Consider the following 24,024-nt stretch of genomic DNA (forward strand, 5'->3'; position numbering starts at 1 on the left):
ACGAGCTGCTTTTCCAGAATTATAAACTTCAACTTTTTGACAATCAAGGTTTTGATTTATTTTTTTTCTAAGATTTTTCTATTTTTCAGCGCGAAAGCCCGCCTCACCCTTAAAGATTCCTCACTTTCCATTTAGAAAAAGAGCGATATATGAAAATGGGTTGGGATATTGTCAGCCGACGGAAATTCCGTTTTCGGCCAAATGTTTGTTTGATCGACCCTTGAACTTGTCCCAGTAAAGTGCGAAGATTGGATGATCAAATGCGTCAGACAGGTGTGTCGTATGCTCCTGCTTCATGGATTTGTTGCGCTCTGGTCGCTTATCTTTCTCCACACCGTTACGACCTTCTATAGCTTCAGCATGCTCTAGACTTACAATCAGATCAGGGTTGTTGTGCTCGTTGATGCGAATCTTCGGCAGATTGGGATAAGTCCCCTTGAGCATGGCGTTAATCAGGAGATATTTATCCGCATGACTCGCGGCCGCTCCCTTGGCCATGATGTACACTGTCCATCCATGTTTCTTTAAAAGGTCTCGAACTTGTTCGAACAGCGTAAGTTTATGGTTTGGACCGCGCATGTTGCCATCGTGGCCACCGTACAGGTAGACAATCTTTGTTTTGTGCGGTTCATAGTACGGAATGAATTGCTCAATGAATAGATCATCGAGTAGCTTAGGGGACTTAACCCACATTGACTTCAAAACCTTATACAACAAATCATCAGGCTGCGACACAGTCAAACTGTTGAACACTCCAAAGTCGATCGATACCGTTAGCCCTACATCGACCCTTAGGTCATTATCCTGCCGACACGTCAGACTCAGTCGCTTACCATTTAGGTCAACCAATCCCGTCATATTGATTGATTCCAGATAGCTATTTGCGAAATCGGTATAATAGTGATCCGGATTCAGGTTCGCGTAGAAACCGTCGGTTATCTCTTTGGGCTCGATGTTGAGGATTTCGGCCTCGTAAATAACGCGGCTCGGCGATTCATCTTCCATCCGCTTGAACCACGACGGTTGCAGGTGCGGATTCCAAAATGCGTTCGCTTGGCTGTAATAAAATTCTTCAGGATTGCCCTCAGCCTTTTTCTTCATTTCGAGAATCCACTTCCCACGTTTGGTCACAGGCATCGACGAAGCGTAGAAAGCCGCGCCTTCGAACACATCGTTGTTGAAAATAGCCTTTCTGCTGCGATTGGTCGTTTTGACGTTGTTGTAAAGTTTTTCCGGATCCAACGTCAACGCTTCATCACCCACTTCACCATAGGCGTTGAGTCCACGTCCAGAGTTAGGGTTATCCAAAGACACCAACTGGAAGATTGTCCCGCTCGAGAAGTGCATGACGTTATTCCACTGATTTGGCGGCTGAAATGGCATTTTGTAGCCTTTCTTCTTTCCCGATTGCCCTACTACAAAATCAACATCCTGATAAAGACCAAAATGCGACAACCCTTCAATTGTCGAAGGTAATGTCCGGGAAAGTATCTGTGAGTAGGTTGCACCAACAAGGGCAATTGAGGCGCCTGGCAATCTCTTGCAAAATTCCCGCATAGCATAAGCCAAAGCGGTCGACTTTCCCGAACCACGGCCCCATATCCAGTAATTATTTTTTCGCACATTGGCAAAAGCCCGAATCTGCGGAACTGTGAGCCTAACTATTTTTTTTATCGGATTCAAGTTCTTCGCGTATTTCTTCGTAATCAATATCTTCGATCGGTCCGGTCAAATTCAAATCGTCGACACCACCCTTGCCGTTCTGCGGCAAATGCTTCAAGTACTTCAGATATTGCTTCGGCAAAGCAAAAACCACCTCCACATTCGCCAATTTATCAGCATTGAACTCTGCGGCATCATCTTCCTGAAATCCGCCATATTCCGCAATAAGTTTCAAAGCGACTGCTTCATTTTTGCGGTCGCCTTTCTGCTGACACCTGAGTTTGAAATCTTCGGCCCAAGCCAACCACATCGCCCGATAGCCTTCCTTTTCGACTTTGGCCATATTGCCGTAAAGCGCCTCGGAATTCCGAATGTCGATATAAGCCTGGCTTTCGGAAATATCCTTTCTCTTCCACATCTTGACGATCATCGGTTTGGTGAAACCGCGAAGCCTCAAGGCGAAAATCTCATAAAGTCGGTTCTTGATTTCCTCGACGGCTTCGGTGAGCGGAAAAACCTCAGGATTGACGTGATGCGCAAGAATCTTGTCAAATGTGGTTTCGTCAGTCTTAATAAGCGGCATTGGCCTTTTCTTGCTGTTCATCGCCCTTCGATTAGGTTAGTCAACTCTAAAAGTTCCGATTCCTTCGAAAGCAGGTTCTTTTTTGACTTCACAAGCTTTCGCTCCACCGAAAATTTCACATTCACGGGCAAATCGGAAGCTAATTGTCTTTCGTAGTCGGAAACGCGGCTTTTCAGCTTCGAGATGGACGCGAAAAGTAGTTGTTGCCGCTTTACTTTCTGCTCCGGCGTAAAATCGGCAAAATCGCCCGACTCCGCTTCCGGAACATCCCTGTGCTGTAACCAATAATCGAGTTTCTTCCAGCACAAATCCCGTTTCTTCTGCAATTCGACGATTTCGGTTTGGATTTGGAACGCTTCCCGCTCCTTTTCGGGAGCCAGGGCATTCAATTCGATTTTAAGGAAAGCCATTCGCGCAAATGCCTGATTTTTTTCCAAAAGCACCGGACGCATCTCGGCCGGCAGATCATGGAACATCAGTCGATCACGATTTTCTTCGGCACCGGCTATAAATACGGCAGAAACATTCGACAAAGCTTGCTTGATCCCCGAATCAAGTTCGGCAACATCTTCCACAAAATGAGTGTGAGGCGCTTCATGGGCCGAAGCTCTCGGCGCAAATTTCCCAAGCTCATAAACGAGTTTGTCCATATTGGCCTTACTTTCCTTGCGCTGCAACATCTTCAATACGTTTCGATTGTGCCGCACGCCAGCATATAAACCAAGACCAACGTGATAGTCCCGTCGCGAACCTGCCAACCATTCAGGAATTGTCATTTGTGCTTGAACCATGCGATTTTGTCGTTTTTGTCTTCTGCCTTAAAAACAGTTGTGATCTGGCGTCCGAAGAAAAGGCGCTCGTTCCAGTTCGAGTATGCGATGTAGTTGAACATTCCCATATCCGTTTCGCCCATCTGGTCCAGGCAATAAAAATCGATCAGCTGCCGCATGAACTCGAGAACCGTCGAAACTTTTCCGCCCATTACGCCGGCGTTGATAAGCTGACGTTGCGCGTTGGCCTTGAAAAAATCCTGAAGCGTTTTTCCTTGGTGTTTTTTCACCATCCAATCACACCCAACTACCTGTACTTCATCGCCAACTATCAGACGCTCACCAATGTTCGCCCATTCCGGTTCACGTAAAACTTCAACATCGGTAGCATCGACGCAAATGATATGTTCGTACAATTCGGCATTTTCGCGAAGCCAGTTCCGGTACGATATCCAACGCTGCGCATAAGGATTTACCGATGTTTCGACTCTGACAAACCGTACCAATCCAGGTACATCGCGTTCATCTTCATCGGAGAAACAATCGTGCAAAACAACCAGTTCGACCGATGACTTGGATGCGCTCGCTATGAGCGCATCCAAGTCGGAAGCTTTCGCAACCCATTTTTCCTTGCGTTGCGGATCGACTACACCCGTAAAGTAGCACGTAAGGATGGCGTTTTTCTTTTCGATGAAAGGCTTGAATGACTTATCGAATCGGTTTGCCTCGAAAATCGGGTTGTTTTGCGCGAGCATCGCCTTGCGTTCCGCGCCTGCAACAGTAGTCTTGACCGTTTCGTGTTCATCTCCGGAATAAATCAAGCCTTTGCTGTTTGGTACGTCCATGTAACGAAAAGAAGTCAGCCCGGCCATATAGATGCGATCTGACAAATTCGGATGTTCGTGACCCCATTTGCCAAAAACCGTATCCATACCGCCCACTTTTTCCAGGCACACGCGTTTGAAATAAAGCATGCAGCCACGAACGTGCGAATAAGCTACCTTTTCCGAGTCGCGATAGATTTCCTTGCAGTCGTTCAGCTTTTTGCCGGTCGCAAAGTCCTGAAAGATGTAGTTCAAATGTGGCTCTTTGCTTTCCATATATGGCACGAACCAATTTTCGGCAAGCGGATGCGTGTCGGAATCAAACAAAAAGAAGTGTTCGCATCCCTGAAGGTAAAGTAGCTCCAGACACTTGTTTTTAGCCGCGGCAATGCCTCGATTTTTCTCGAACCGAAACGTCGCCTCAGGAAATGGTTTGTCGCTGCCATCGTCGACGACCTCGAACGCGGCATCAGGCGGCAAAAGGCGTTTGATTTCGGCATACGACTTCTTGAATACGTCGTAACGGTTGTATTCGGTGATGGCCACGCCAATCTTGCCCGCGTTTCCAGTCGAACCAAGTTGGTCGAGCATGGATTTGATCATATCAATCGAGGGATTTCCCATAATTCCTTTGCGGTGAGTGAACGAGAACTTGTTTGACGAATTTCGTGGCGAGATTATCGGTGAGCGTTTTGATCCATTGGAAATCGGAGTTTTCCTCGGTCCCGATCTCGAGCGTGGTTTTGTACTGCGCACGAAGAATCAGGCATGGCAAACCGACACGCCCGCTAATGATGTGGCGAGAATTCATAAGTTCGTCGCTCGGCTTGAGTTTTCCGTCGGCGCGCGACATCTGACAAACCACCGCTTGCCAAGGATCTTTCAAATGCTGTGCGATTCGCTCAAGTGCATCGTCGGTCGCGAGATAGTCGTCACAGTCCAAGAAGAAAAACCAATGCTTTGAAGAAATCGGGACATAGGCCGATTTTAGCACATTGCAATAACCGTTATAGAAAAAGTCGCCGGAAAATGAAGATTTCGCCAACGAGAACAGTTGAAAATCTTTCGGAACCCAGGCAGCGCATTCCGGATCGTCTATCGAGACAGCAACATTGAAATCTTGGAACGTCTGCGACCGAAGCGACTGGACGCAACGCTCAAATACTTTTTTGCGACCTTTCGAAAGCCGTATCAGGATAATTATTTGCGGATCTGTCATAGTTCCCATTTTGATTTGTTCGGATATTGATTTTTGAGCCATTCAAAAACGCCGGCTTTCCAAGCGCTGTCATAAATCGAAAAACACGGCGATTCGATCGCACGGTGATAATCGTCAATGCCGAATGATTTCAACTTCACATCTTTGTACTCTGGACCATTGATGCCATACATATTGCAATAGGTCGATTTCACGACAAGACCTATCGTTTTTCGCGAATACTCCCAAGCGTCCTTGAGCGCAATAAACTTCTCTGAATTGTAGATGATCGGCGTGTGCACGTCGAAATGAAAAAACTCCTTTTTCTGGGCGATCAGGAAGTCGCGGGTGTGCTTCAGGTATTCGTCGTAGCCCCTTGGATTGAATCCGGCATAAAGAGCCCCTTTCTGGAAAAAAGGAAAAACCGTCGCCAAAAAGTCTTGTGTAAAGAAGAAATCATCGTTGCAGAAAAAGAAATCGCCATCGACCAAACCCTTCTCACAAGCGTGATAAATTTTCGATGCGATGCTGTACTCTTTGTTATTGAGCGTGTCCTTGAAAGGCGCATGCACCACTTTCGAATAATCGATAAAATTCGGTTTTTCACCAACGACAACAACGCGATCGATTCCAAGCGCGTGGCGTTCCAAAGTGCGAAGCGAATAAAGCAGTTCCGAGTTCAGGAAAGGTGAACCATTCCCTAAGACATACAAAGCAGTCATCCTTTCGCTTTTTTTCGAAACTGAACGATCGCGCCGATTATCACGACGCCCAACACAACCAAAGTATTATAAATCGAGATCCAATAGGCAAAAGTCCAAGCGTCGAAAATGTGCAATGGTAAATACTGATCTAGCCAAAATGACAGCCCCAACGTGTAGGTCACAAAAGCTAGAGTAAAAGAAAAAAAAGATTTCATAAGGTAATTTTTACCTCACAAAAATGGAAAGTGTGAAAAAGATTAAATAGGACAGCTCAAGTTAGCGGTCAATGATCTCAGGCTCGAGATTGAAAGGCGATCTCATGCACCAAGAAAATTCAATGTGCTTTTCTATCCTGAAAAATTTCCTTTTCTCCTTGCCTTTTCCTTCCTCGCATTCGACAGTATGTTCGACGAGAACGTTGTGGCGTTCATAGCCGAGCTCAAGCAAAATCGAATTCAGCTGATAATCCGAAATACAATCGTTCGGGAAAGTGCGAAAAAGGAAACTGAGCAATTCACGCGTCGTCTGGTTGAAGTTGCTTTTGTTTGAATCGCTTGGCGTAAAGTTTGCCTTTAAATAATCTGAAATTTGATCTTCGTAGTCTAGCATAAATTTCGATGTAAAAAAGCCACGTCTGCGAGAACGTGGCTTCTAAAAACTAACCAATATGAAACCAATTACGTGCTTGCGACAGGTTTGTCTGTAACTGTTCCTGTGTAAACAGGAGCCGGACAGAAACCTTTGTCTGTAATCGTTAACGTGACACCGTTCTTTCCTTCGATAAGCGCCTCTATCGTTTCTTCCAAGTTCCCGAATCGAGCAGGAATACGTTTGCTTCCGATTTGCCTTTTACGACCTGATCCAGCTTCAGTGAAAATGCAAATAAATTTAAGATTTTTCGCCATACGAAGAAATCCAAGCAACTCAGGCTCACTTCCCGCTACCTCGACGGTGAGTTCGTTTTGAAACATCTTCCTTCCAGTTTCACCAAGCGGAGTTGCTTTAAAAGCTCCTGTTTCGGTGATTCCAATGATTTTCGTAAAGCCTTTTCCGGCTTTGAAGGTGTGGTTCCCGGAAATTGTAGCTTTGCTACCAACCGATCCGTCGACGTCAAGCGAAGGAAGTTCTTTGATGTCTTCAAAATCCGCGAAAGGAGAAATTTTTACTTCTTCCGAGAAAATACCGCCAATTGGCTCACAAGCTTCGCCGCCAACATCTACTAAGTCTATTTTACACATGATGCGTATTTTTTGGATGGATTAAAACAGCCCGGCCGAAACCGGGCTGCTGTTTTTTTTAGTTTGATTCAACGAAGCCTGGTTTCCAAACGTGAACGAGTGGATTGTAGCCGAAGCCGATTCCTTCCCACCAGTCAAGCATCAAGAAAACCTCTCGCTTGCTTTCTTCAACTTTTGGTGCGCTCATGCCATTCACGCGGCGCAAGTACAAAAAGTTGTCATCCGGAGTTCCCCACAAGTAGTCAGAACCGGACATAGATGTGTGTCCTTCGAGCTTGATATTTTCGGAAAAATCAATCGTGACCTTATCAGCCTTGAAGTTGACATCCGACCCATGGGTGTTTCGTTTGTCGCGCAAATACGCACGAAGATTTTTCTTCGACATGTGAATCGTGTAGTTCACGCCTTCATACTCGTCACCAAGACCGTCAGCAAATGCTTCTACCTGATCAAAAATGTTCGTAGCGGTCAAAGAAGCTTCCGGAAGATTGACACGGGTGATTTTTTTAGTCACGTCAGACTCGGCCAAACCATCGTCAAGCAACTTCTTGATGCCGTCCATAACTTTCGAAGCGGACCCGGCAACTCCGTCTTGTGGCGCTTCGTATACACCTTTGAAGTAGGCTTTCGTTTCAAGATCGTTGTAAAGTTGCGGAACAACCTCATTTTCGGTCATGTAACGAACGATTGGCCAATTGGCACGCTCCATATCGGTAACACTTCCCAAAAATCCAAGCCATGAGCCTTTGACATCGTCCGGATAAAGAGAAAGGTCAATTTTGATGTTACGCAAACGGATTTCGTTCGGCTTGAATTCCAAATCACCTTTTTCAGTGAATTTCTTCTGGAATTGTTGGATGATCTCTTGGAAGATAACGTTCGAGAATCGATACACCTCACCATCGTAAACGATTGGTTTTGCCGATTGAACCGTCGATGTCTTCGCGCGGAGCATACTTTTCAGACGCTCCATGTTTTGCCCTTCATTGATGTAGTACTCACCAAACGCGGCTACAATTGCTGCCTTTTCTATTGACATGGTTATTGAGTTTAGTTGTTAAGTGCGGCTGAAACGTCAATTCCTCCAATGACATTCGATGATGTCGAAAGGTTGCCGTCAGTTTTTGGGTTCGTGTGGTCAGCTCCATCTTTCGCATTAAGCTCCACAACGTGAGCAGAAAGTGACGTCAATTTTTCCTGAAGCGTTCCGGTGATTTCCAGACCACTATCAGTCAGCAAAGCGTCGACAGATGCTTCTGCAGTTGTGACTTGTGCAGTTGCGTCGGCGGCGTCTTGATTGACATTGGCCAACGCCTCGTCGCGTTCCTGGGTTAGCGTGGCGATCGAACTTTCGTTTTCGGCAAGCCTTGTTTCAACCGTGTCAAGTTGCTCACCGTTCAGATAACTGCCTTTTTCTTCGGTTTCGACCAAAGGAGCATCCAAACCAAGAACAGCCTGAAGGTTTGTGCGGTTTTTTGACATAGTATTAGAATTAGGATTTGTGTTTTTTGCGAGTTCAAAGACTTTTTCGACCGCCGTTTGAAGTGTGCCAATCTCGTCGATAAGGTTTCGGGAAAGTGCGTCTTGCGCATTCCAAGTTCCGCCCAAGAAAGTATCTTCCGGAATGCCCGAACGAGCCGCCTTCATATCTGCTATGAAAGTTTCGGCGATTGGATCAAGTTCCTCCTTGATGTATCTGGACGCATCGCCGCCGAGTAGTTCCTCCAACGGTCGGTTTTTCTCTGTCGAGTGTGTGGAATATTCGGTGATGACTTTCGCTCCGAGCTGCTCGAAATATCCCGTTAAGTCAACGAAATGGATCATTACCCCGATGCTTCCGATCGCGTCCGCCCTTTTGTTGGCCACAATGTGGGATGAAGCCGAACCGATGTAGTAAGCAGCCGAACACATCAAACCGTCGGTGTACGTCACGATCGGCTTGCTGAAGTTTTTTACAATGTCGTGGAATTCCGGAGTTCCGGAAACTTGACCACCGCCCGAATCAATATCGAGAACAATCCCTTTACAATTCGGATCAGCCTCGAACGACTGTAATCTGCGAATTTTGGATTTCGTCCCATAAGGTCCGCATTCCTGATCGTATTTGTAAATAGGATCTTTGAGCGCAATAACGGCTACGTACTCATTATTCTGACCTGATTCATTGAAATTCGAACCTTTGATAAGGTGCGCATTTCTTCCGGTCACAAAGTGGTCGATCTGTCTTTCTTCCTCGGCAATCGGCTTAAAATCGGCCTTTGCCAACACCGACGACAAAATTGGCAACATAGCCATGCCGAAATGTCTTTCAATGAACCATTTGCCGTTAAGAGTCGAATGTAAATTGGCTGATCTCAAAATGATGTTGAATCGTTACTTTAATTCACGATACAAACATCATCAGCATCAGGTTTTTAAAATAGGACAAGAAAAATCAGCTATCAAGATAACTGGGTGACCTCAATTACATTTGAATTTTCTGACCATAATCCTTGAACATCTTTAGTACGCATATAAAATGAAGATGTAGAACCCGGAACCATCATTTGAATTAGAGCTCCAGTAGTGCTTCCACTCAGGGTTTTTATTAGCGAGCCATTTTGGTAAATCTCGATTGAATCTCTAGGTACATCGCTAAAGGGTTGCGTCCAAGAGATAAAGAAACTATTTGAGGTGATTTGAGATGCTGTGAAGTCAGTCGTCGTCGCTGGTGGCAAACCGTCAAGCTCAGCCGATGTTACTAGTTTTTCAGTCGTTCCCGCCGCATTAGTGGCCGATACAGTAAAAGAAATTTCATTTGAATCAGGTGTTCCAGTAATTAACCCTGTAACAGTATTGACAGAAAATCCTGCCGGCAAATCAATAGCCCCAAAAGAAGTAGGATTTTCTGTTGCGTATATTTGATACTCGAATGGAATACCGGAAACAGTAATGGGGTGTGATGCCGATGTAATAAATGGAGGATACTGCGGCGTAACCGCTCCTATTGCACTCACTACAATATTTTGAGAAGTCAATCCATGAATATTGCTTACAGTGATCGTAAAGTCAATTTCTTGAGTGCTACCGTTGTAAATTCCAGTGATAAATCCACTTTGCTCATTAATTGAGAGTCCGGATGGTAATTGTCCAGCCGATACAACAAAAGAGGTAGGGGCATTTGTAGCTACTATTTGAAAACTCATTGCAACGCCACTATTTATAGTGAACCCAGGAAAGCTCGTAATCACCGGCGCAAGTCCCGGCTCCGGTTCGGGTTCCGGCTCCGGGTCTGGAATTTCACCCTCGCTTTCGTAAACCATATAGTAAACTGGACGATGGCGTGTCTCCCCTACAATCTTCAATTTCGTCGCGCCCTTGTCTTCCGGTTTTTCCATATCGTCGATTTCAATTGACAGATAAAGTGGCTGAAGATCAGAACCGTAAATCTTCTGAAAACGATTGTTTAGGCATCCGACGACCACGCAAGGCCGATTTTTGTATTTATCCAGGTGCGCTTCAAGACATTGGCTGCGCGTGATGAACTGCATCCGGATATCGATCTCGAACAGATCCTTTCGCCTTTCGGTCGTTTTTACGCTTATGGAATCTTCGTCGATTTCGGCCTCTACATTGGAATCCATTGGCGTAAAGACAACGAATGCTGCGGTTTTGTCGGTAAGTACCACCGGCCAATTCGAGGTTTCTTCCAAAAGAAAAATGTGCAAGGCGGAAAATCCCGATGGTTGCTCTTTGATGCTGAATACCATAAATTTTATTTTTACAAAACTGTCGTCTACTCACGCCTTTGTTTTCAGGCCGTCGCGCGAAATTGGGGAGCAAAGTCTACTTTTATAGTTCCTTTTTTTGCGCGGATCGACTCTTTTGAATAGCGTTGGTAATTTCGATAGACGCTTTCGAGCTTCAGATCATTCTCGCAAATGTCATAGTGTTTGAGAAATTGGCGAATTGCTTCGTAGGCCGTTGAATTCCCACGAATTATCGCCATATCGACGAAGCAATTAAGATCGTCCTTGAACAAACGCTCGAGCAATTCTGACAAAAACCGCTTCCGGTTATGCCCGATCTCGAATCCATTAATATTGAAATACCTCTGCGTGATCACGATTTCGTATCGCTCGGGATATTCAGAAGCCAGCTTTTTGGGTTTTTCGATTTTCTTGTCGAGCATCGAAAGCAACAAAAGACCGATCGCCGTTTTTTTCGTCACAACATGCTTGCTGCCATATTTCCCGACGAGCCATTTTTTCAAATGGCTTCGAACCGGAATCGAAAGTAAGATCTCCATGAATGTTTGTTTGTTCGGTAAAAATATTCAATATGCATACACGAATATTCAATATGAATATTTTTTTTCATTTTCGTTTTTCGTCGTTATTTCTGACAAAAAAACTCCACAAAACAACATCTTGAAAATCAATGCCTTACTATTTTATCTGAGTTGGATTCTGTGGAACTTCGCTTATTTTGTTGGAGTTGGTTTTTTGGAGTTCCACAAGTTCCACAAAATTTTATTTAAACAAAAAATAAAAGTATTTGATTATAATTACTTAATATATAATAGATTATAGTAATAAAATAAGTAAAATGTGGAGTTGTGGAGTTGTGGAATTCGCACTTTCTTCTTTTTCAGCCGAAAGAAAAATTTTTCATTTTTCTTTATCCTTTGGAGGTGCGGGGGATTTGCCCAAATACTGTTTTCGTTTCTTTTTAGATAATAAAAAACCCGCTATTTGCGGGCTTGTTTTCAGGCAACCGAACATTGATGTCGGTGTTCACATTTTTGGCAGTCTGTTTCCTTTGCGATCTTGGAAATCGTATGTTCCAATTCATTTACCAGATAGCAACTTTGGCGATCGGTTTTGTCGATTTCTGCCTCGGCCGAATAAAGTACGATATTCTTGAGCCGTCGCAAACTTCGCTTCATCTGCTTGGGGGAAACGTCGTCCAACAATTTCAGTAATCTCGCCTGATTTGGCGTAACCTTCACGAGTTCGGTTTTTTTGCTGCATTCTCTGGGTGCATTCATTACTTCAAGGGTTAGGCGGTCCGCAGAAAACACCGCTTGGCGGCAATGTTTGTGTGTTCAGATGTCTAGCGCGAGCCGAAAGTGGATAAAGTTTGTTCTTTGGCTCGGTTTTGCCGCCTCGCATTGAACTGGATTGGAAATCGCAATATGAACGTTTACAGTTTGCATTTAAGTATGGGAATGTGAATATTTTCGCTCAATCAGAATCAATCGCCGGTTTTTCCTGAACACTGATCGCCGGAAAAGCACTGGGAACATAAACCATTTTTTCCTTGAAATATTGGTTGAGTTCCCGTTTGTCGGTTTGTTCGGTGAGGTAGTATGGTTTTTGGTCGATCTTTCCCGTCAGCTGACTTTTAAGAAAATACATAACGCCGTAGCGCGGTCGATGTTGATGATCCGTCAAATCGAAATATTCGGCCAAAACCAAATTCATCGTTACGGTTGCTAAAGGCTTGCTGATTTCGCTCATTTTCTTCGCTTATACTTCCCTTTGGGTTGGATAGTGGTTTGACTTTGGCGGGGATAAATCGGTTATAGGCAAGCGATGGAAAACCGCCGCTTGCCATTAACTATTGCAACTCGGCTTCGATTTCTTCGAGGCGTCTTTGCAATTTTTCTTTTTCCGCAGTTAAGCGATTTCTTTTCAGTTCCGAAGGTTCCACATGATCGTAGCTATCCGGCGCGAAACCTTTCGACCATTCTTCTGCTTCTTCTTTTGTAGAAAACTCTTGGCTACCTAAAATGACGATGTGATTTGGATTTTCGTCAGAGGTTTCAACAAACGCCCACGCTCTACTGTTTTCGTGCACCCGCACTTTTCTAATTAATGCCATAACCTATATTTCGGGTTTTACAAAGGCCGCCCAAGCCTGTTTTTATGAAGTCACGCCGCTATCAGTGATCGCGTGTCGATTTGAATTTCTCCAGGTATCAACGCGACCATCTTTATGCTCATCAACCCATTTGATCATATATTCCGAAAGTTGTCTATGCCAAATCTTTTGACCTTCAACCGGTTTCCAGTGTTCCGTTTCCGCTTTTTTCGCATTACGCAAATACTCTTTTATTTCTCCCGTAGCGTTTACCATCGGCAAGTACAGCCACGCTGGTGTATAGCTGAAAGAAAGTTTATCTGCAAAGCAAAGTTTTGACGGCTGTGCGCCATGGTTTTTGGCATAGTATCTGGAATGATACATTGAGAAGTCGGACCATTTTTTACCGAAGATGCTCATTATCTTTGCGCCTAGTTCTACGTGCGTCTCGCCTTCTGGCCCATCCATGTTTGGTTTGCCCAGATATCCAAGATCGTGAACAAAAAATGCAATCCAAAGACGTGGATCAAATGGGAATCCATATAATTTAGTCCAAGCCATTGCGACAAAAAACGGATGCAGAAAGAAACAATGTGCTCCGAACAATACTGATTTAGTTCCTATTTTCATAAAGTTGTAGTTTCGCCAGCCTATAACCGCGCATAATCGCCCCGGCGGGTGCGCGGTTGGTTGAACATTTCATTTTTTAAGATCGTTTGCGTTTGGCAGAGAATACTTTCTCCGGGTGTCCGCCGCCGCGGTTATGCGTCCGTCGTTATGCGCCATTGCATCAAGATTGCGGTAACTTCATGAAAGTCATCCAGTGAGTTTTACCGTGCCGACCGGTCGTGTGACCGAAAAGAGGTTCGTAAGCAATGACTTTTAAAATTTCCGAAACTTTGATTTGATCTTCGTTCCATTTGAAAATTACAATGCCATGAATTTCGACAACGCGCATACATTCATCGAACCCGGCTTTGATGTAAGGTTTCCAGTCAGCAGGCAAAATTCCGTACTTCTTGGCCAACCAACTTTCTTTACCAGCTTTGACCAAATGCGGTGGATCAAACGAAACGAGTTTAAACGAATTGTCAGAAAATGGCATGTCGGTAAAATCGGCCTCGATATCAGGTTTTATTTCCAACTTCCTGCCGTCACAAAGAATGTGATCTTCGGTGCGTTTGTCGGCAAATAAAACGAGCGGATTGGATTTATTGAACCAAAACATTTTAGAGCCGCAGCAAGCGTCAAGAATTGGTTTGTCAGCAACGGCAGCATAACCGCCGCTAATCGCAATGGCTGGTTTTTCGGTAATTGATAAATCTGTTTTCATAATTTCGTTTTGTTGTTTCGGAGAATACTATTTTCAAAAGTCGCCACTGCGTTTAGCGGTCACTCGTTACTTGCTACAAATCAATCTCGTTTCCAAAACAATTCGTAGTATTTTTTTGGAGATATTGTTTCCAAATATTTTTTTGATTCTGCTGATAGTCGACAAAAGAATTCTCTTTCAATTTTTATCATTCCGCGATTTTCCAAATTGTTGATGAAGTTTCTATATTTTGAAAGTGTGTCGAAATGCGATAATGGAGCTTGAAATTTGTCCACCAAATGCATTAAATAAAAAACTCCCTCGTGCGAATTGTCTGAAATATATTTTAAAACCCATTCTTGCAAAAAAGATGGTTTCCTTCCGTTAATTTTTGCAGCAAGTAACCGGCGCTCACCGCCATCGCTGGCTTTCGTTTCAATGTTCGTTTGGTTTCCCATAAGTTCGTTTTTGTTAAGCAGAGAATACTTTCTTCGTCGGGCCGCGACGATCGGTGTAGCGCTTACGCGTTACCGGCAAGCCTACAAATACCCGAGTACACGAGCTGTTTCCTGAATATCAATCATGTCCTCGTTTGAGTAGCCCCAATGTGAACAATACAAACCGCCATAGCCGTGATTATGATTTGACGGATCGCCAGTCGTGATATAATCTTTGAAATCTTTTGTGAGCGCCCAAAGTGTGCCGCCGTGATGCCATCCTTTTGGCGGATAACCGTTTTTGGTCGATAAACACATTTCGCTTTCGTTGTATTCATTGAACATATAGAGCCGACCGTTTCGTAAAAAGATTTTTGCAACACGGCCATCACGCGCAAAGAACTTTCTGCCGCGCTTTGCAATTTCCTGAATAATTTCATTCACAATATCAATGCGATTTTGTTGAGTAAGGCCAGCCGGTAACCGCGGCTTTACGAAATCGCTGGTTTTCGTTTCGTCAGAGAGTACTCCGGTAGTTGGTAATTTTTCCATTCGTATAAAATTTAATTTTTAATTGGCCGCGACTATCGCAAAGCCGTCACTCGTTATATGACAGCAACAGCATCCGGAAACTGACGAATCATAAGATCATCCGGTATTTGCTGAATCTTGTCAATTTGCTTGAAGAAATACGGCACGTTTGCTACCTCACACAATTCTTTCATTTCATATGCCCACTTTAAATCAAATGGTCGTTTGCCGGGTCCGCTTTCGCCGCCTTGGATAATCCAATTAATATGATGAATCGGATAACCAAATTTTTCTGTTGGTTCTGCAAGATCAATCGATTCGATTTGAGGTTCAATGCTTAGAAACTTTCGCCCTTTGACTTTAATGAAGTATGGAAACAAATCGGCGACGTTTTTCTCAACGCTCAATGAGATTCCGAACATCACATTGGCCGGTGGGTTTTCCTTCCAACTTTCGGGAGTGTATTTATTGATGTTTGACGGTCGCTTTGTCAGGAGCAAAAAATGCAGATTCGGAAATTTTCCCATTTCGACCATCGAAAAGAAAATCTGCCGCATTTTGCCCGTTGTCCAATGGATCCCATCAACAATATATGGATCGCCTTTGCTGTCAATCATCTTAACTGGTTTTTCAAAAATGTCCATCATTGACCCAACGAAAACGCGATGCGTCTCATTCGCTGCCGCTGCCAACTTCTGAAACCGATTTAATTCAGCGAAAGCAGATTTAACCAACTTTCTCGGTTTGTCATTTCCCCACACATCGTTTCCCCAACGATGCGAAAGTTTCTCTGCGTAACAGTTGTCGCAGCCCTCATGCACCTTCGTGCAACCTGACCACAGATTTAAAGTGTGGTGCGTCCATTCAATTTTAGAATTTTGTGCCATAATTTTACCGTGATATAACCGCGCCTAATTGCCCCGGCGGCGCGCGGTTGGTTGAAAATTTTTTTTTAAGATCGTTCTACTGGAAACCCGCGGGACGCTCGATGCGTTCAAACTCAACAACCCAAACCCAAGGATTAGCGTCCCGTGATTCTTTGCCGTTAATTGATTGCCATAGTGAACGAAAACTATCTGAAGGATAGGTATAACCTGATGAATCGGAAGGATTTGAATAGTCATTATAAGCAGACATCGTGTTCAACATAATCGGCAAAACTCCTTCAGCAACAGCATCGTCTTCAGAAATATCCATTAACCGCTCTACTCGAAGCGACTTAACCCTAAGAAAGATTCGGCAAGCCCATTTTTCCATGTAGATTGATGGAATCTTGCAAAACTTGTAATTTCCATTTTTGTCAAGACGAACTTTAAAGTCGCTAGGAATCAAATCTTCATCAATCGACTCATTATCCGCGTCGTATGTTAATTCTAGTTCACCATTCTGATATAGAGTTTCGCGAACCCAAAGAATATCGCCAGGCGAGCCGTGAGGACATGCGATTTCGTCATTGCCCCAAAAATAAAATACTGAGCCACAACTGTGAGTAGATAAAGGAAAGGTCGAACACGTCGGCACATATCCGCCAATCTTTACGACACGGCGGGTTTGCGTTTTTGCCCCGGAAATAATCGCTTTTATCATTTCCCTCGAAAATAAAATCGGAATGAATTTCGGGCTTGCAGTAGCCGGCGCTTCCTGCAATGGATGGTTTTCGTGTTGTCGATTTTTCTTCATATTTCCCCGCGCCTTACCTTAGCCCGAATCAAATCGAGCTTCGAATTCATTTCCTTGCGATACTTTTCGTAAGTCTCATTTTTTGGGTTTTCTTCCGCAGATTTTGGAACACCCAGTAATTTTTTCAAAATTTTTCTCATATCGGTTACATTTGCCCGCCGAACAATTCATTGTCGCCCGCCGGAATTGGTTCATTAAAATGTTGTGCTTTTGTTTCCTTTGGTACATCTTCCATTTCTCGCACCAAGTTCAAGACTCCAAGCTGCTCCATCATCCCATAATCGAAGGCATAGGCGCTGGTCGAAGTGTCCTTGAAGCGCATCGACTTCACGCTTCCCAAAAAGTATTTTTTGCTTCGGAAATAATTTTTGAGCGTTCCTTCGCCAATGACTTCAGCGCCTTGACGCGTCGAAATTTCTTTGTGATAAGCTTGATGCAAGACGTTGAGCCGCAAAAACAGCACTTTCGTTTGCCCGTACAATTGGACTTCGCGATCTGCCTCGCCTTTTCGTGTCTGAACTTTGATGGAAATCGGGCTGTCGATCTTGAATTGGTCCCCGTCGGAAATTCTTCTTGTGTCCAAAAGAAATTCGATCGTGCGCCAGAACTCGGCAAGACCTTCGCTTTCCACGATCAAGTCGCTGCTGTCGAGAATTGCATTTTTAAACTGGTTATAGATTTGTGACCAGGTGAAAGGAAACGTGAAATGATCCTGCAAAATCTTGATCGGGACTAGCAAAACCAAATAATTCTGCATCATCCTTTCCTGGTAATCTTTACCGCGCAAGTCGGCTTTCAATTCGTTGGTGAGCTGAACGAAAACCGTGTTCATTTCCTTCTCGATCAGTTCGCGGTACTGCATCAAATCGCAAAGCAAACTGCTCAATCCTTGCTTTTGCCATTGCTTCAAACGCATTAGGTTGTCAGCCTGTTCCTCTGTGTACGGATTTTGCGGTTTGATAAAGTGACAAATCACCGATCGTGAGGTAAGCGAGTTATCATCTCGGGACGACAAGTATTGCGATAGCAGGATCAAACTGCAATTTACCTTCGTTGTCGAGGTGCGGTTGTCGCCGGTAGCCTTTCCAAGTTCGCGACCGAATCCGTTGTAAGATCCTTTGATTGATTGGAAAATGTGGTCGCTTAAGTTGTCGTGATATTCCTCGAGTGCCGTCGGAGCGTTTTTCAGTCTGGCCAAACGCCGGCTGAAAGCGACCTGCGTTCCTGAGTTCAGATCGAACGACTTTTGGTTGAACGTGAAAAGCGAAACGACACTATCCGAAAAAATCGTTTTTCCCGATCCTTTCTCGCCCGTCAAAAATAAAAGCGGGAAAAAATCGTATTTCTTCATGAACAGATCCTTGAACAGCGAAGCAAGCGCAAATGCGATTCCAACTGTTGCGTGGCTGTCGTAAACCTTGTGCATCTGCCCCATCCAATCGTTGAAGGAAACCGGAGCTTTTTTATAGACGAAATAGCGGTCGTTCTCGTAAGGGTCGTCTCCCTCTTTGGCATGTTTGTACATAATTGAAGATGATGGCAAATAATAATGATCGACCTCGTCCAAGTAAATTTTCTCGGCTTCCTCGGCCACGACTTCAGGTTCGGGAAAATCGAGTTTGACGATGCCATAATTGTTCGGCTCTTTCATCATGCGGTTATGCAAAATCAGGTTTGAGAAGGCGAAAAAACCATCGTCGTTCCAACCAAGCGTCTTGACTTCGTTGGCAATGATGAAATTCTTGAGCACGTTATTCTTGAAAAGTTTGAATTGCTTGACGTCGACATCTGGCATAAAAAATAAACTGTCGATTTTTAGAAGCTTGCTCTCGAATTTGGACATCTGGACAAAGTCTTCAACATCGAAGTCGACGATGCGGCGTTTGCCGTTCTCAAAGACAATCTCGCACAAGCGTTTGTGTTCCTGTTGGCCTTTGATGAAAAACAAGGGCGTAAGCCGAAAATTTGTGCCCTGAAAGAATTTCTCGCGACCACGAAACCAAATGTAATTGCCGTGCGTAACGAATCCCGTCGAAAGGAATTGCGTGAAATCGGCGCCCGCGGGCAAGCCCATCGTGTCAGCGTTACCTTCGTCGAGATTTTTCGCTTTCTTCGACTTTTCTTCGGCTTTGGCGACAAAGCTTTTCATGATGTCGCGAAATTCCTTCGGCGTCGATTTCATCAGCTTGGCACAATCGACGATGTAGCGGTTGCGTTTGATGTCGTCCTTGATCTCGAACAACATTTCGCAAACTTCCTTGACCGCATCAGAAATCGCGTGCGGATCATTTGCCGCTTTGATTTTTAACTTCTCGGTTTTCCACAAAATTGCGTCGCGGGAATGCTCTACGATGTGCTTTCTAAAAGCCAAGCCTTTCGCCTCGATTTCGGTTTGCTCTCTCTCGATTTGGAAGTCGGAAAACTGACGAGAGAAACTATCGGGATCCTCGCCTTCCGGAAAGATCATCACCGACACCTTGAAACCTTCGGCAAGACAAGTATTGATGTCGCGCATCGCGGCCTTGAGTCCTGCTTTGTCGTTTCCATCGGCGTCGACACCGTCATTATCGCGACAGAGAATTACATGATTCGAGAAACGCTGCAACATCTTGGCCTGTTGTGGGCTCAATGGCGCGGTCCCGCAGTTCGCGACCGTATTCGGGCATCCGTTTTGGTGCATTCCCGTTACGTCCGTGTAGCCTTCTACCAAATTCACGAATCCGAATTTGTGGATGAAAGTCCGCGCCTGGTACAAACCGTAAAGCACATTTTGCTTTTGGTACATTTCCCCTTCGGCAGAATTCATGTATTTCGGCTCCTTGTCCCGCGATGGGTCATTTGAGCGACGGCCACCGAACCCGACAATGTTACCTTGAAGATCCTGAATCGGGAAAATCAACCGGTCGACGAAAAAATCGAAGGTGCGACCTTCTTTCTGCTTGACGATTCCCGCGGTTTTGGCCTGCTCTACTTTGGCCTTCTCGATAACGAAGTCGGTAACGAACTTGAATCCGGCCGGTGCGTAACCTATTTGGAAGTCAGCGACTGTCTGTTCACTCATTTCCCTCTCGGAAAGCATTGCTTTCACCCAATGATCATCCGAAAGTTTGGTGAGCTCCTTGTGGTATTTTGACGAGACTCCTTTGGTGAGGTCGAAAAGTTCCTGACGGTACGAACGTTTGCGCTGTTCGTCTTCCGAAACTTTTTCCTCGATTAGCAAAATGCCGCAGATATCAGCAATTGCCTTCACCGATTCGATGAAAGTGAAACCTTTGTGCTCCCGGACAAAATGAATCGCGTCTCCGCCTTTTTGCGCGCTGTAATCGTACCAATTGTTTTTCGCCGGATTAATTGCCAACGACGCAGTTTTATCGCTTGTCCAAGGTGATTTCGCGAACCAATGACTGCCTTGCTTTTTGACATCAATATAATGTTTGATTACGTCGACGACATTGGCATTTCTTACATCGTCAATACTTGATTCGCTATACATTCCTCAATTTGGGTTTACTGATTTTCGTTTGGTTTAGGGAAAATGCTCTGCTTACGGTCGCCTCAGTTGAGCGTGTCGAAAATACCGGGCTGGTAGAGGATCGAGTCGGCTCCAATAACTTCGATGGACTCAAGTAATTGTTGCACTTCTGATCGGCATTCATTCTGCTTGGAAGTGTAATGGTTTCGCAGCAGTCGTTTGTCTTCATAGTCATAGGCATTGGATTTTTCCAAAGCTTCGAGATTCGCCATTATCAGCCTCTCTTGTGTTTCGATGCTTCGGATTTTTTTGAGCGTTATAAAATTGTAGTTCATGATCTGGACAGCAGCCAACGAAGCGATACTATTTTGACGATCCTCAGTCTGTCTGACGTATTTCGCGTAAGATTCGAGAGCGCTCAATTTGTAAAGTCGCATGGCTGTCTTGATCTTGACGATTGAATTGGAAACGCGGGTTTGCCAATCCGTCGGGAATTGCGTTTTCATTATTTCGATGGCTTCTGAGCCAGTGATTCCTAGTGCCATGGTTACGAGTTTGGATGATTGATGCAATACAGTTCGTAAGCCGCGTAAAAAGCCAGACCAATCAGGCTCACAATTGCGACAAGTATCAGGCGTCGGCAGAAAAGTTCTGACGGAAATCCCTCTGTTTTGATTTTGTCTGATTTCATTGGATAATTTTTTGTTCGGTTGCACGTAAGATTAGAGCTCGGGAAGATGTGACGTTTGCCAATGCAAAGAGTTGGGCTTTGTGCGTGTTGAGCGTCGAGATTGAAATCTCCATCAGTCCGGCAATCTCCTTATCCGGATAACCGACGGCGATGTATTGGATCATCCTGACTTGCCAGGCCTTCAAAATATTGCCGTCTAATTTGATGCTTTTCGATTTCCATTCCAGACAGGCACAAGATCCGGAACAAAGAAAATTGTCGCCGTCCTTGAGTTTGCCAGATTTACAGAAATCAGGATCATGATCAAGCGCTCCGAAAACGCAGAACGCATACTTCTCAAGCCGTTTTTCAGGTGAAAGACCTCCGAGATCCATCATCGCGATTGGATCGGAAAGAAGCCGCTCGAAAAGTTGGGTGCGCTTATCTGGGCAGATGTCGGCGAAAGCGATCGTTTTGCCTTCAGAAATTCCGAAGACTCTTTTTGTCTCGCGGCACGCGAAAAGTTCTGTGCTTTTGTCGCCGGAAAGAATTCCCGCCGGCAATTGATGGACCAAAGCTTGCGGATTGGAACCGTTTGTTGTAGTTTTGCTGTGCATGATTGTTAATCGTATTGGTTAATGATTATTAGGAACCCGAAGTGACCGCTTCGGGTTTTTTGTTTTTCAGACTTTTGATAAGGCGACTCGCTTCAAGTTTGGAATTGCGTAATTCCCAGAAAGCTTTCTCGATTTCCTGATTTTCATAGCGACCATTGAGGACGTGCGAAACGTAACGATCCGAATAGGCAACGCCGGATTTGTTGGTTATTCCTTTTTCTGCCAAAATTTTCAGGATTTCTGCGGAGAATCGTGTTCCAATCACTGCTCTCAATTTTTTTTCGTCGGCCTTGGTAATCATAGATAAGTGCTATTTGTATTTCACTTTTGTTGCCTATCTTCGCGAGTAGTTGCGAGTAGTTGCGAGTAGTTACGAGTACAAATATATTCAAATTGGAATAAAAAGATTCTTTTTGAATATAATTTTCTGCGATTTATGAAGACAATGGGCGATAGACTTATGTATTTAGTTGGTTTACAGTTTGATAGCTTGACGGATTTTGCTTCAAAAACTGAAATAAATTATTCCAATTTGAATCAAGTCAAGAATAACAAGCGCGATTTAAGTATGGGACAGCTGACAAAACTAATTGAGATTTTTCCAAATCTCAATGTGGCTTGGCTCATTTCTGGTGAAGGAGATTCGTTTCATCCTTCGCAATCCAACGTTTGCGAACCGCGTGAAGATTATGAATCGGAACTATTGGTAGAAAAGCTTTTCTTGAAGATGCTTGACAACTCTAAAGTGATGCGGAAAATTGCAGAGATTAAGGCAAATTCTTGATTCCTGACTCAAAAACTCCCCAATAAAAAAACAGAAGCTTATGAATAGCGGGTTAACGATCGAAGTTGTGTTCCAGTCGAGGTCACGAAAACCCGCTCACTCGAGTGGGTTTTTTTATGCCGGAAATTGACGGCGACATTGTTTCCAATCCCAAATAAAACCTGAAATTCCGCAATGCTTCGCTACATCAAAAACCAATCTTACCAAACCATTTTTGAAACGGAATCGTTGCTGTATTCGGATTTCGAGAATTGCGTTTTCAACCGATGCGATTTTACCGCCTGCGATTTCACTGGCGTTGCTTTCATCGACTGCATTTTCAACGACTGCAATTTCGCTTCGGCCAAAATCAATTATGTTGGATTTAGAGGCGCGCACTTTCACCGATGCGATTTTCCGGAAGTCAATTTCGCCATGGTCGATCCTTTGCTGTTTGACATCAGTTTTACCGATTGCAATCTCGACTACACCAAATTCTACACCTTGAAATTACAGCGCACGGTTTTTACCAATTGCAGCATCGTGGCTTCAGACTTTATGGCGTCCGATTTGACCGAAGCGATTTTCGACGCCTGCGATCTCCACAAGACCACATTCGTCGATACGGTTTGCCTAAAAACCGACTTTTTCTCGAGCTACAACTATACGATCGATCCCGAACGCAACAAATTGAAAAAGGCCATCTTTTCGAAAGACGGCCTTGTAGGATTGCTTGGAAAATACGGGATCACCGTAAAATAATCAGCCTTTTTTGAGATGCAATTGCCAGTCGCTGCTGAGTTCGACCTCTATTTCGTGGCTTCGTTCGTCTTCTATTTCGGAGTCTACCGCGAGATGTCTATGGGTCGTATTTTCGAAAGCCGAAATGAACTCCTTCAACAAATCGTCCTTTTTTCCGCTTTCGTCCATTGCTAAAAAAGGATTTCGGTTCAAGGTGATACTTGCGAAAACACTGTCTTCATATTCGGTATTTGGCGAATCGAGGTGATGGATTCCGATCGGGTCGGCTTTGTATCCGATATATTCCACGCTCACATCCTGGTTTTTGGTAACAGAGAGCAACGTCCGGATTGCACACTCCCGAAACTGCTCGCGACTTTGCAGGGGCGGCGTTTCTATTGAGGCGCTTAGTTTGATCATCAAGGTATAAGTGTGGGGAGAAATCATGGCGTTTCGAGATTTGGGCCTTTGCCGTTTCTACAAAGTGACGACATTTTGTAATCCGCGGTCTTACAGCTTTCATCCTAAGAGTTGTACGATGTCTATCGAGAATATTGACGAACAACGACTTGCGTTAAAATTAACTGAAAGCAACTTCCCTTCCGATTCGCTATCCGTAACTTAAAACAAAAAACCATGAAACGTCTTTTCCTGTTGCTCGCCTTTTTGTGTCTGACCTTCGCATCGGCACAAACCAATAAACAAGACGCGAAAAAACAATCGCAAGACAAGAACTCGGTGCAAAAAAAATCCGATGCCAAAAAAGCAGCAAAGTCGAAGAATGCTACTTATTCGAAGGCCGGAAAAACCGATCCGAATGAAAAAGGTTCGGGCATGACCGTTCCCGATCAGGACAAGCCCAAACTCGATGAACGCCCGAATCCGGCAGCGACCGTTCCGGCGACGCAAATTCCTTCCGATAGCGGAAATCCGACAAGAAGAAACTAAAACATTTTCATACATTTGGTCCAAACCGAA

30 protein-coding genes are annotated in these 24,024 nt (G+C 44.5%); 3 read left to right on the forward strand and 27 right to left on the reverse strand.

What is annotated here, in order from left to right:
* Window positions 1-171 precede the first annotated feature (171 nt).
* The 26 genes from EOO49_RS11555 to EOO49_RS11680 form a co-directional block, all read right to left on the reverse strand.
* Window positions 172-1,683 (reverse strand): hypothetical protein, encoded by a 1,512-nt coding sequence (locus tag EOO49_RS11555; protein WP_290845778.1) that lies wholly within the window; start codon window positions 1,681-1,683, stop codon window positions 172-174.
* The gene (locus EOO49_RS11560; protein ID WP_290845780.1) at window positions 1,658-2,266 is read right to left on the reverse strand and encodes a hypothetical protein; all 609 of its coding nucleotides are present in this window, start codon (window positions 2,264-2,266) and stop codon (window positions 1,658-1,660) included. Before EOO49_RS11560 ends, EOO49_RS11555 begins: the two co-directional genes overlap by 26 nt.
* On the reverse strand, window positions 2,263-3,036 hold the full coding sequence (locus tag EOO49_RS11565; protein ID WP_290845782.1) for a hypothetical protein: 774 nt from the start codon (window positions 3,034-3,036) through the stop codon (window positions 2,263-2,265). The genes EOO49_RS11560 and EOO49_RS11565 overlap by 4 nt, the downstream gene beginning before the upstream one ends.
* On the reverse strand, window positions 3,018-4,442 hold the full coding sequence (locus tag EOO49_RS11570) for a galactosyltransferase-related protein (protein ID WP_290845784.1): 1,425 nt from the start codon (window positions 4,440-4,442) through the stop codon (window positions 3,018-3,020). The genes EOO49_RS11565 and EOO49_RS11570 overlap by 19 nt, the downstream gene beginning before the upstream one ends.
* 1 nt (window position 4,443) lies before the next feature.
* Window positions 4,444-5,058 (reverse strand): glycosyltransferase family A protein, encoded by a 615-nt coding sequence (locus tag EOO49_RS11575; RefSeq protein WP_290845786.1) that lies wholly within the window; start codon window positions 5,056-5,058, stop codon window positions 4,444-4,446.
* Window positions 5,055-5,759 carry a hypothetical protein gene (locus tag EOO49_RS11580; RefSeq protein WP_290845788.1) on the reverse strand — a complete coding sequence of 235 codons (705 nt, stop codon included), beginning with the start codon at window positions 5,757-5,759 and terminating at the stop codon, window positions 5,055-5,057. The genes EOO49_RS11575 and EOO49_RS11580 overlap by 4 nt, the downstream gene beginning before the upstream one ends.
* A 258-nt stretch (window positions 5,760-6,017) precedes the next feature.
* Entirely contained in the window at window positions 6,018-6,350 is a 333-nt protein-coding gene (locus EOO49_RS11585) for a hypothetical protein (protein ID WP_290845789.1), read from the reverse strand.
* A gap of 68 nt (window positions 6,351-6,418) precedes the next feature.
* Window positions 6,419-6,979 (reverse strand): hypothetical protein, encoded by a 561-nt coding sequence (locus EOO49_RS11590; protein ID WP_290845791.1) that lies wholly within the window; start codon window positions 6,977-6,979, stop codon window positions 6,419-6,421.
* A gap of 58 nt (window positions 6,980-7,037) precedes the next feature.
* Complete coding sequence (locus EOO49_RS11595) at window positions 7,038-8,018, reverse strand: hypothetical protein (protein ID WP_290845793.1); 981 nt, start codon at window positions 8,016-8,018, stop codon at window positions 7,038-7,040.
* A gap of 11 nt (window positions 8,019-8,029) precedes the next feature.
* Complete coding sequence (locus EOO49_RS11600) at window positions 8,030-9,274, reverse strand: S49 family peptidase (RefSeq protein ID WP_290845795.1); 1,245 nt, start codon at window positions 9,272-9,274, stop codon at window positions 8,030-8,032.
* Window positions 9,275-9,420: 146 nt separating this feature from the next.
* The gene (locus EOO49_RS11605) at window positions 9,421-10,728 is read right to left on the reverse strand and encodes a putative Ig domain-containing protein (protein WP_290845797.1); all 1,308 of its coding nucleotides are present in this window, start codon (window positions 10,726-10,728) and stop codon (window positions 9,421-9,423) included.
* Window positions 10,729-10,772: 44 nt separating this feature from the next.
* On the reverse strand, window positions 10,773-11,267 hold the full coding sequence (locus tag EOO49_RS11610; protein WP_290845799.1) for a hypothetical protein: 495 nt from the start codon (window positions 11,265-11,267) through the stop codon (window positions 10,773-10,775).
* A gap of 459 nt (window positions 11,268-11,726) precedes the next feature.
* Window positions 11,727-12,008: a hypothetical protein gene (locus EOO49_RS11615; protein WP_290845801.1), complete on the reverse strand. Its 282-nt coding sequence runs from the start codon at window positions 12,006-12,008 to the stop codon at window positions 11,727-11,729.
* 196 nt (window positions 12,009-12,204) lie between these two features.
* Window positions 12,205-12,480 (reverse strand): hypothetical protein, encoded by a 276-nt coding sequence (locus tag EOO49_RS11620; RefSeq protein ID WP_290845803.1) that lies wholly within the window; start codon window positions 12,478-12,480, stop codon window positions 12,205-12,207.
* Window positions 12,481-12,580: 100 nt separating this feature from the next.
* Window positions 12,581-12,844 carry a hypothetical protein gene (locus tag EOO49_RS11625; protein WP_290845805.1) on the reverse strand — a complete coding sequence of 88 codons (264 nt, stop codon included), beginning with the start codon at window positions 12,842-12,844 and terminating at the stop codon, window positions 12,581-12,583.
* A gap of 42 nt (window positions 12,845-12,886) precedes the next feature.
* Window positions 12,887-13,453: a hypothetical protein gene (locus EOO49_RS11630; RefSeq protein ID WP_290845806.1), complete on the reverse strand. Its 567-nt coding sequence runs from the start codon at window positions 13,451-13,453 to the stop codon at window positions 12,887-12,889.
* Window positions 13,454-13,613: 160 nt separating this feature from the next.
* The gene (locus EOO49_RS11635) at window positions 13,614-14,156 is read right to left on the reverse strand and encodes a methyltransferase (RefSeq protein ID WP_290845808.1); all 543 of its coding nucleotides are present in this window, start codon (window positions 14,154-14,156) and stop codon (window positions 13,614-13,616) included.
* A gap of 80 nt (window positions 14,157-14,236) precedes the next feature.
* Entirely contained in the window at window positions 14,237-14,593 is a 357-nt protein-coding gene (locus EOO49_RS11640; RefSeq protein WP_290845810.1) for a hypothetical protein, read from the reverse strand.
* Between the two features lie 81 nt (window positions 14,594-14,674).
* The gene (locus tag EOO49_RS11645) at window positions 14,675-15,124 is read right to left on the reverse strand and encodes a hypothetical protein (protein WP_290845812.1); all 450 of its coding nucleotides are present in this window, start codon (window positions 15,122-15,124) and stop codon (window positions 14,675-14,677) included.
* 53 nt (window positions 15,125-15,177) lie between these two features.
* The gene (locus EOO49_RS11650) at window positions 15,178-15,990 is read right to left on the reverse strand and encodes a DUF5131 family protein (RefSeq protein ID WP_290845814.1); all 813 of its coding nucleotides are present in this window, start codon (window positions 15,988-15,990) and stop codon (window positions 15,178-15,180) included.
* A gap of 76 nt (window positions 15,991-16,066) precedes the next feature.
* Window positions 16,067-16,783, reverse strand: coding sequence for a hypothetical protein (locus EOO49_RS11655; protein WP_290845816.1), 717 nt, complete (start codon window positions 16,781-16,783; stop codon window positions 16,067-16,069).
* Window positions 16,784-16,928: 145 nt separating this feature from the next.
* Window positions 16,929-20,276, reverse strand: coding sequence for a DNA primase (gene dnaG, locus EOO49_RS11660; protein WP_290845818.1), 3,348 nt, complete (start codon window positions 20,274-20,276; stop codon window positions 16,929-16,931).
* 62 nt (window positions 20,277-20,338) lie between these two features.
* The gene (locus EOO49_RS11665) at window positions 20,339-20,800 is read right to left on the reverse strand and encodes a hypothetical protein (protein WP_290845820.1); all 462 of its coding nucleotides are present in this window, start codon (window positions 20,798-20,800) and stop codon (window positions 20,339-20,341) included.
* A gap of 2 nt (window positions 20,801-20,802) precedes the next feature.
* Window positions 20,803-20,946 carry a hypothetical protein gene (locus EOO49_RS11670; protein WP_290845822.1) on the reverse strand — a complete coding sequence of 48 codons (144 nt, stop codon included), beginning with the start codon at window positions 20,944-20,946 and terminating at the stop codon, window positions 20,803-20,805.
* A complete protein-coding gene (locus EOO49_RS11675; RefSeq protein ID WP_290845824.1) occupies window positions 20,943-21,542 on the reverse strand; it encodes a LuxR C-terminal-related transcriptional regulator in 600 nt (199 codons plus the stop codon). Before EOO49_RS11675 ends, EOO49_RS11670 begins: the two co-directional genes overlap by 4 nt.
* A gap of 28 nt (window positions 21,543-21,570) precedes the next feature.
* Entirely contained in the window at window positions 21,571-21,843 is a 273-nt protein-coding gene (locus tag EOO49_RS11680) for a hypothetical protein (RefSeq protein WP_290845826.1), read from the reverse strand.
* Window positions 21,844-21,978: 135 nt separating this feature from the next.
* On the opposite strand from EOO49_RS11680, the gene EOO49_RS11685 reads away from it, so the two are divergent.
* Together EOO49_RS11685 and EOO49_RS11690 are read left to right on the forward strand one after the other, a co-directional pair.
* Window positions 21,979-22,326, forward strand: coding sequence for a hypothetical protein (locus EOO49_RS11685; RefSeq protein WP_290845828.1), 348 nt, complete (start codon window positions 21,979-21,981; stop codon window positions 22,324-22,326).
* Window positions 22,327-22,500: 174 nt separating this feature from the next.
* Window positions 22,501-23,067, forward strand: coding sequence for a pentapeptide repeat-containing protein (locus EOO49_RS11690; protein ID WP_290845830.1), 567 nt, complete (start codon window positions 22,501-22,503; stop codon window positions 23,065-23,067).
* Here EOO49_RS11690 and EOO49_RS11695 read toward each other — a convergent pair whose 3' ends face one another.
* The gene (locus tag EOO49_RS11695; protein ID WP_290845832.1) at window positions 23,068-23,493 is read right to left on the reverse strand and encodes a hypothetical protein; all 426 of its coding nucleotides are present in this window, start codon (window positions 23,491-23,493) and stop codon (window positions 23,068-23,070) included.
* A 189-nt stretch (window positions 23,494-23,682) separates the two neighbouring features.
* Here EOO49_RS11695 and EOO49_RS11700 point away from each other — a divergent pair, with 189 nt between their 5' ends.
* Entirely contained in the window at window positions 23,683-23,994 is a 312-nt protein-coding gene (locus EOO49_RS11700) for a hypothetical protein (protein ID WP_290845834.1), read from the forward strand.
* The last annotated feature ends 30 nt before the right edge of the window (window positions 23,995-24,024 follow it).

It is taken from the genome of Flavobacterium sp. (assembly GCF_004295795.1).
Lineage (GTDB): Bacteria > Bacteroidota > Bacteroidia > Flavobacteriales > Flavobacteriaceae > Flavobacterium.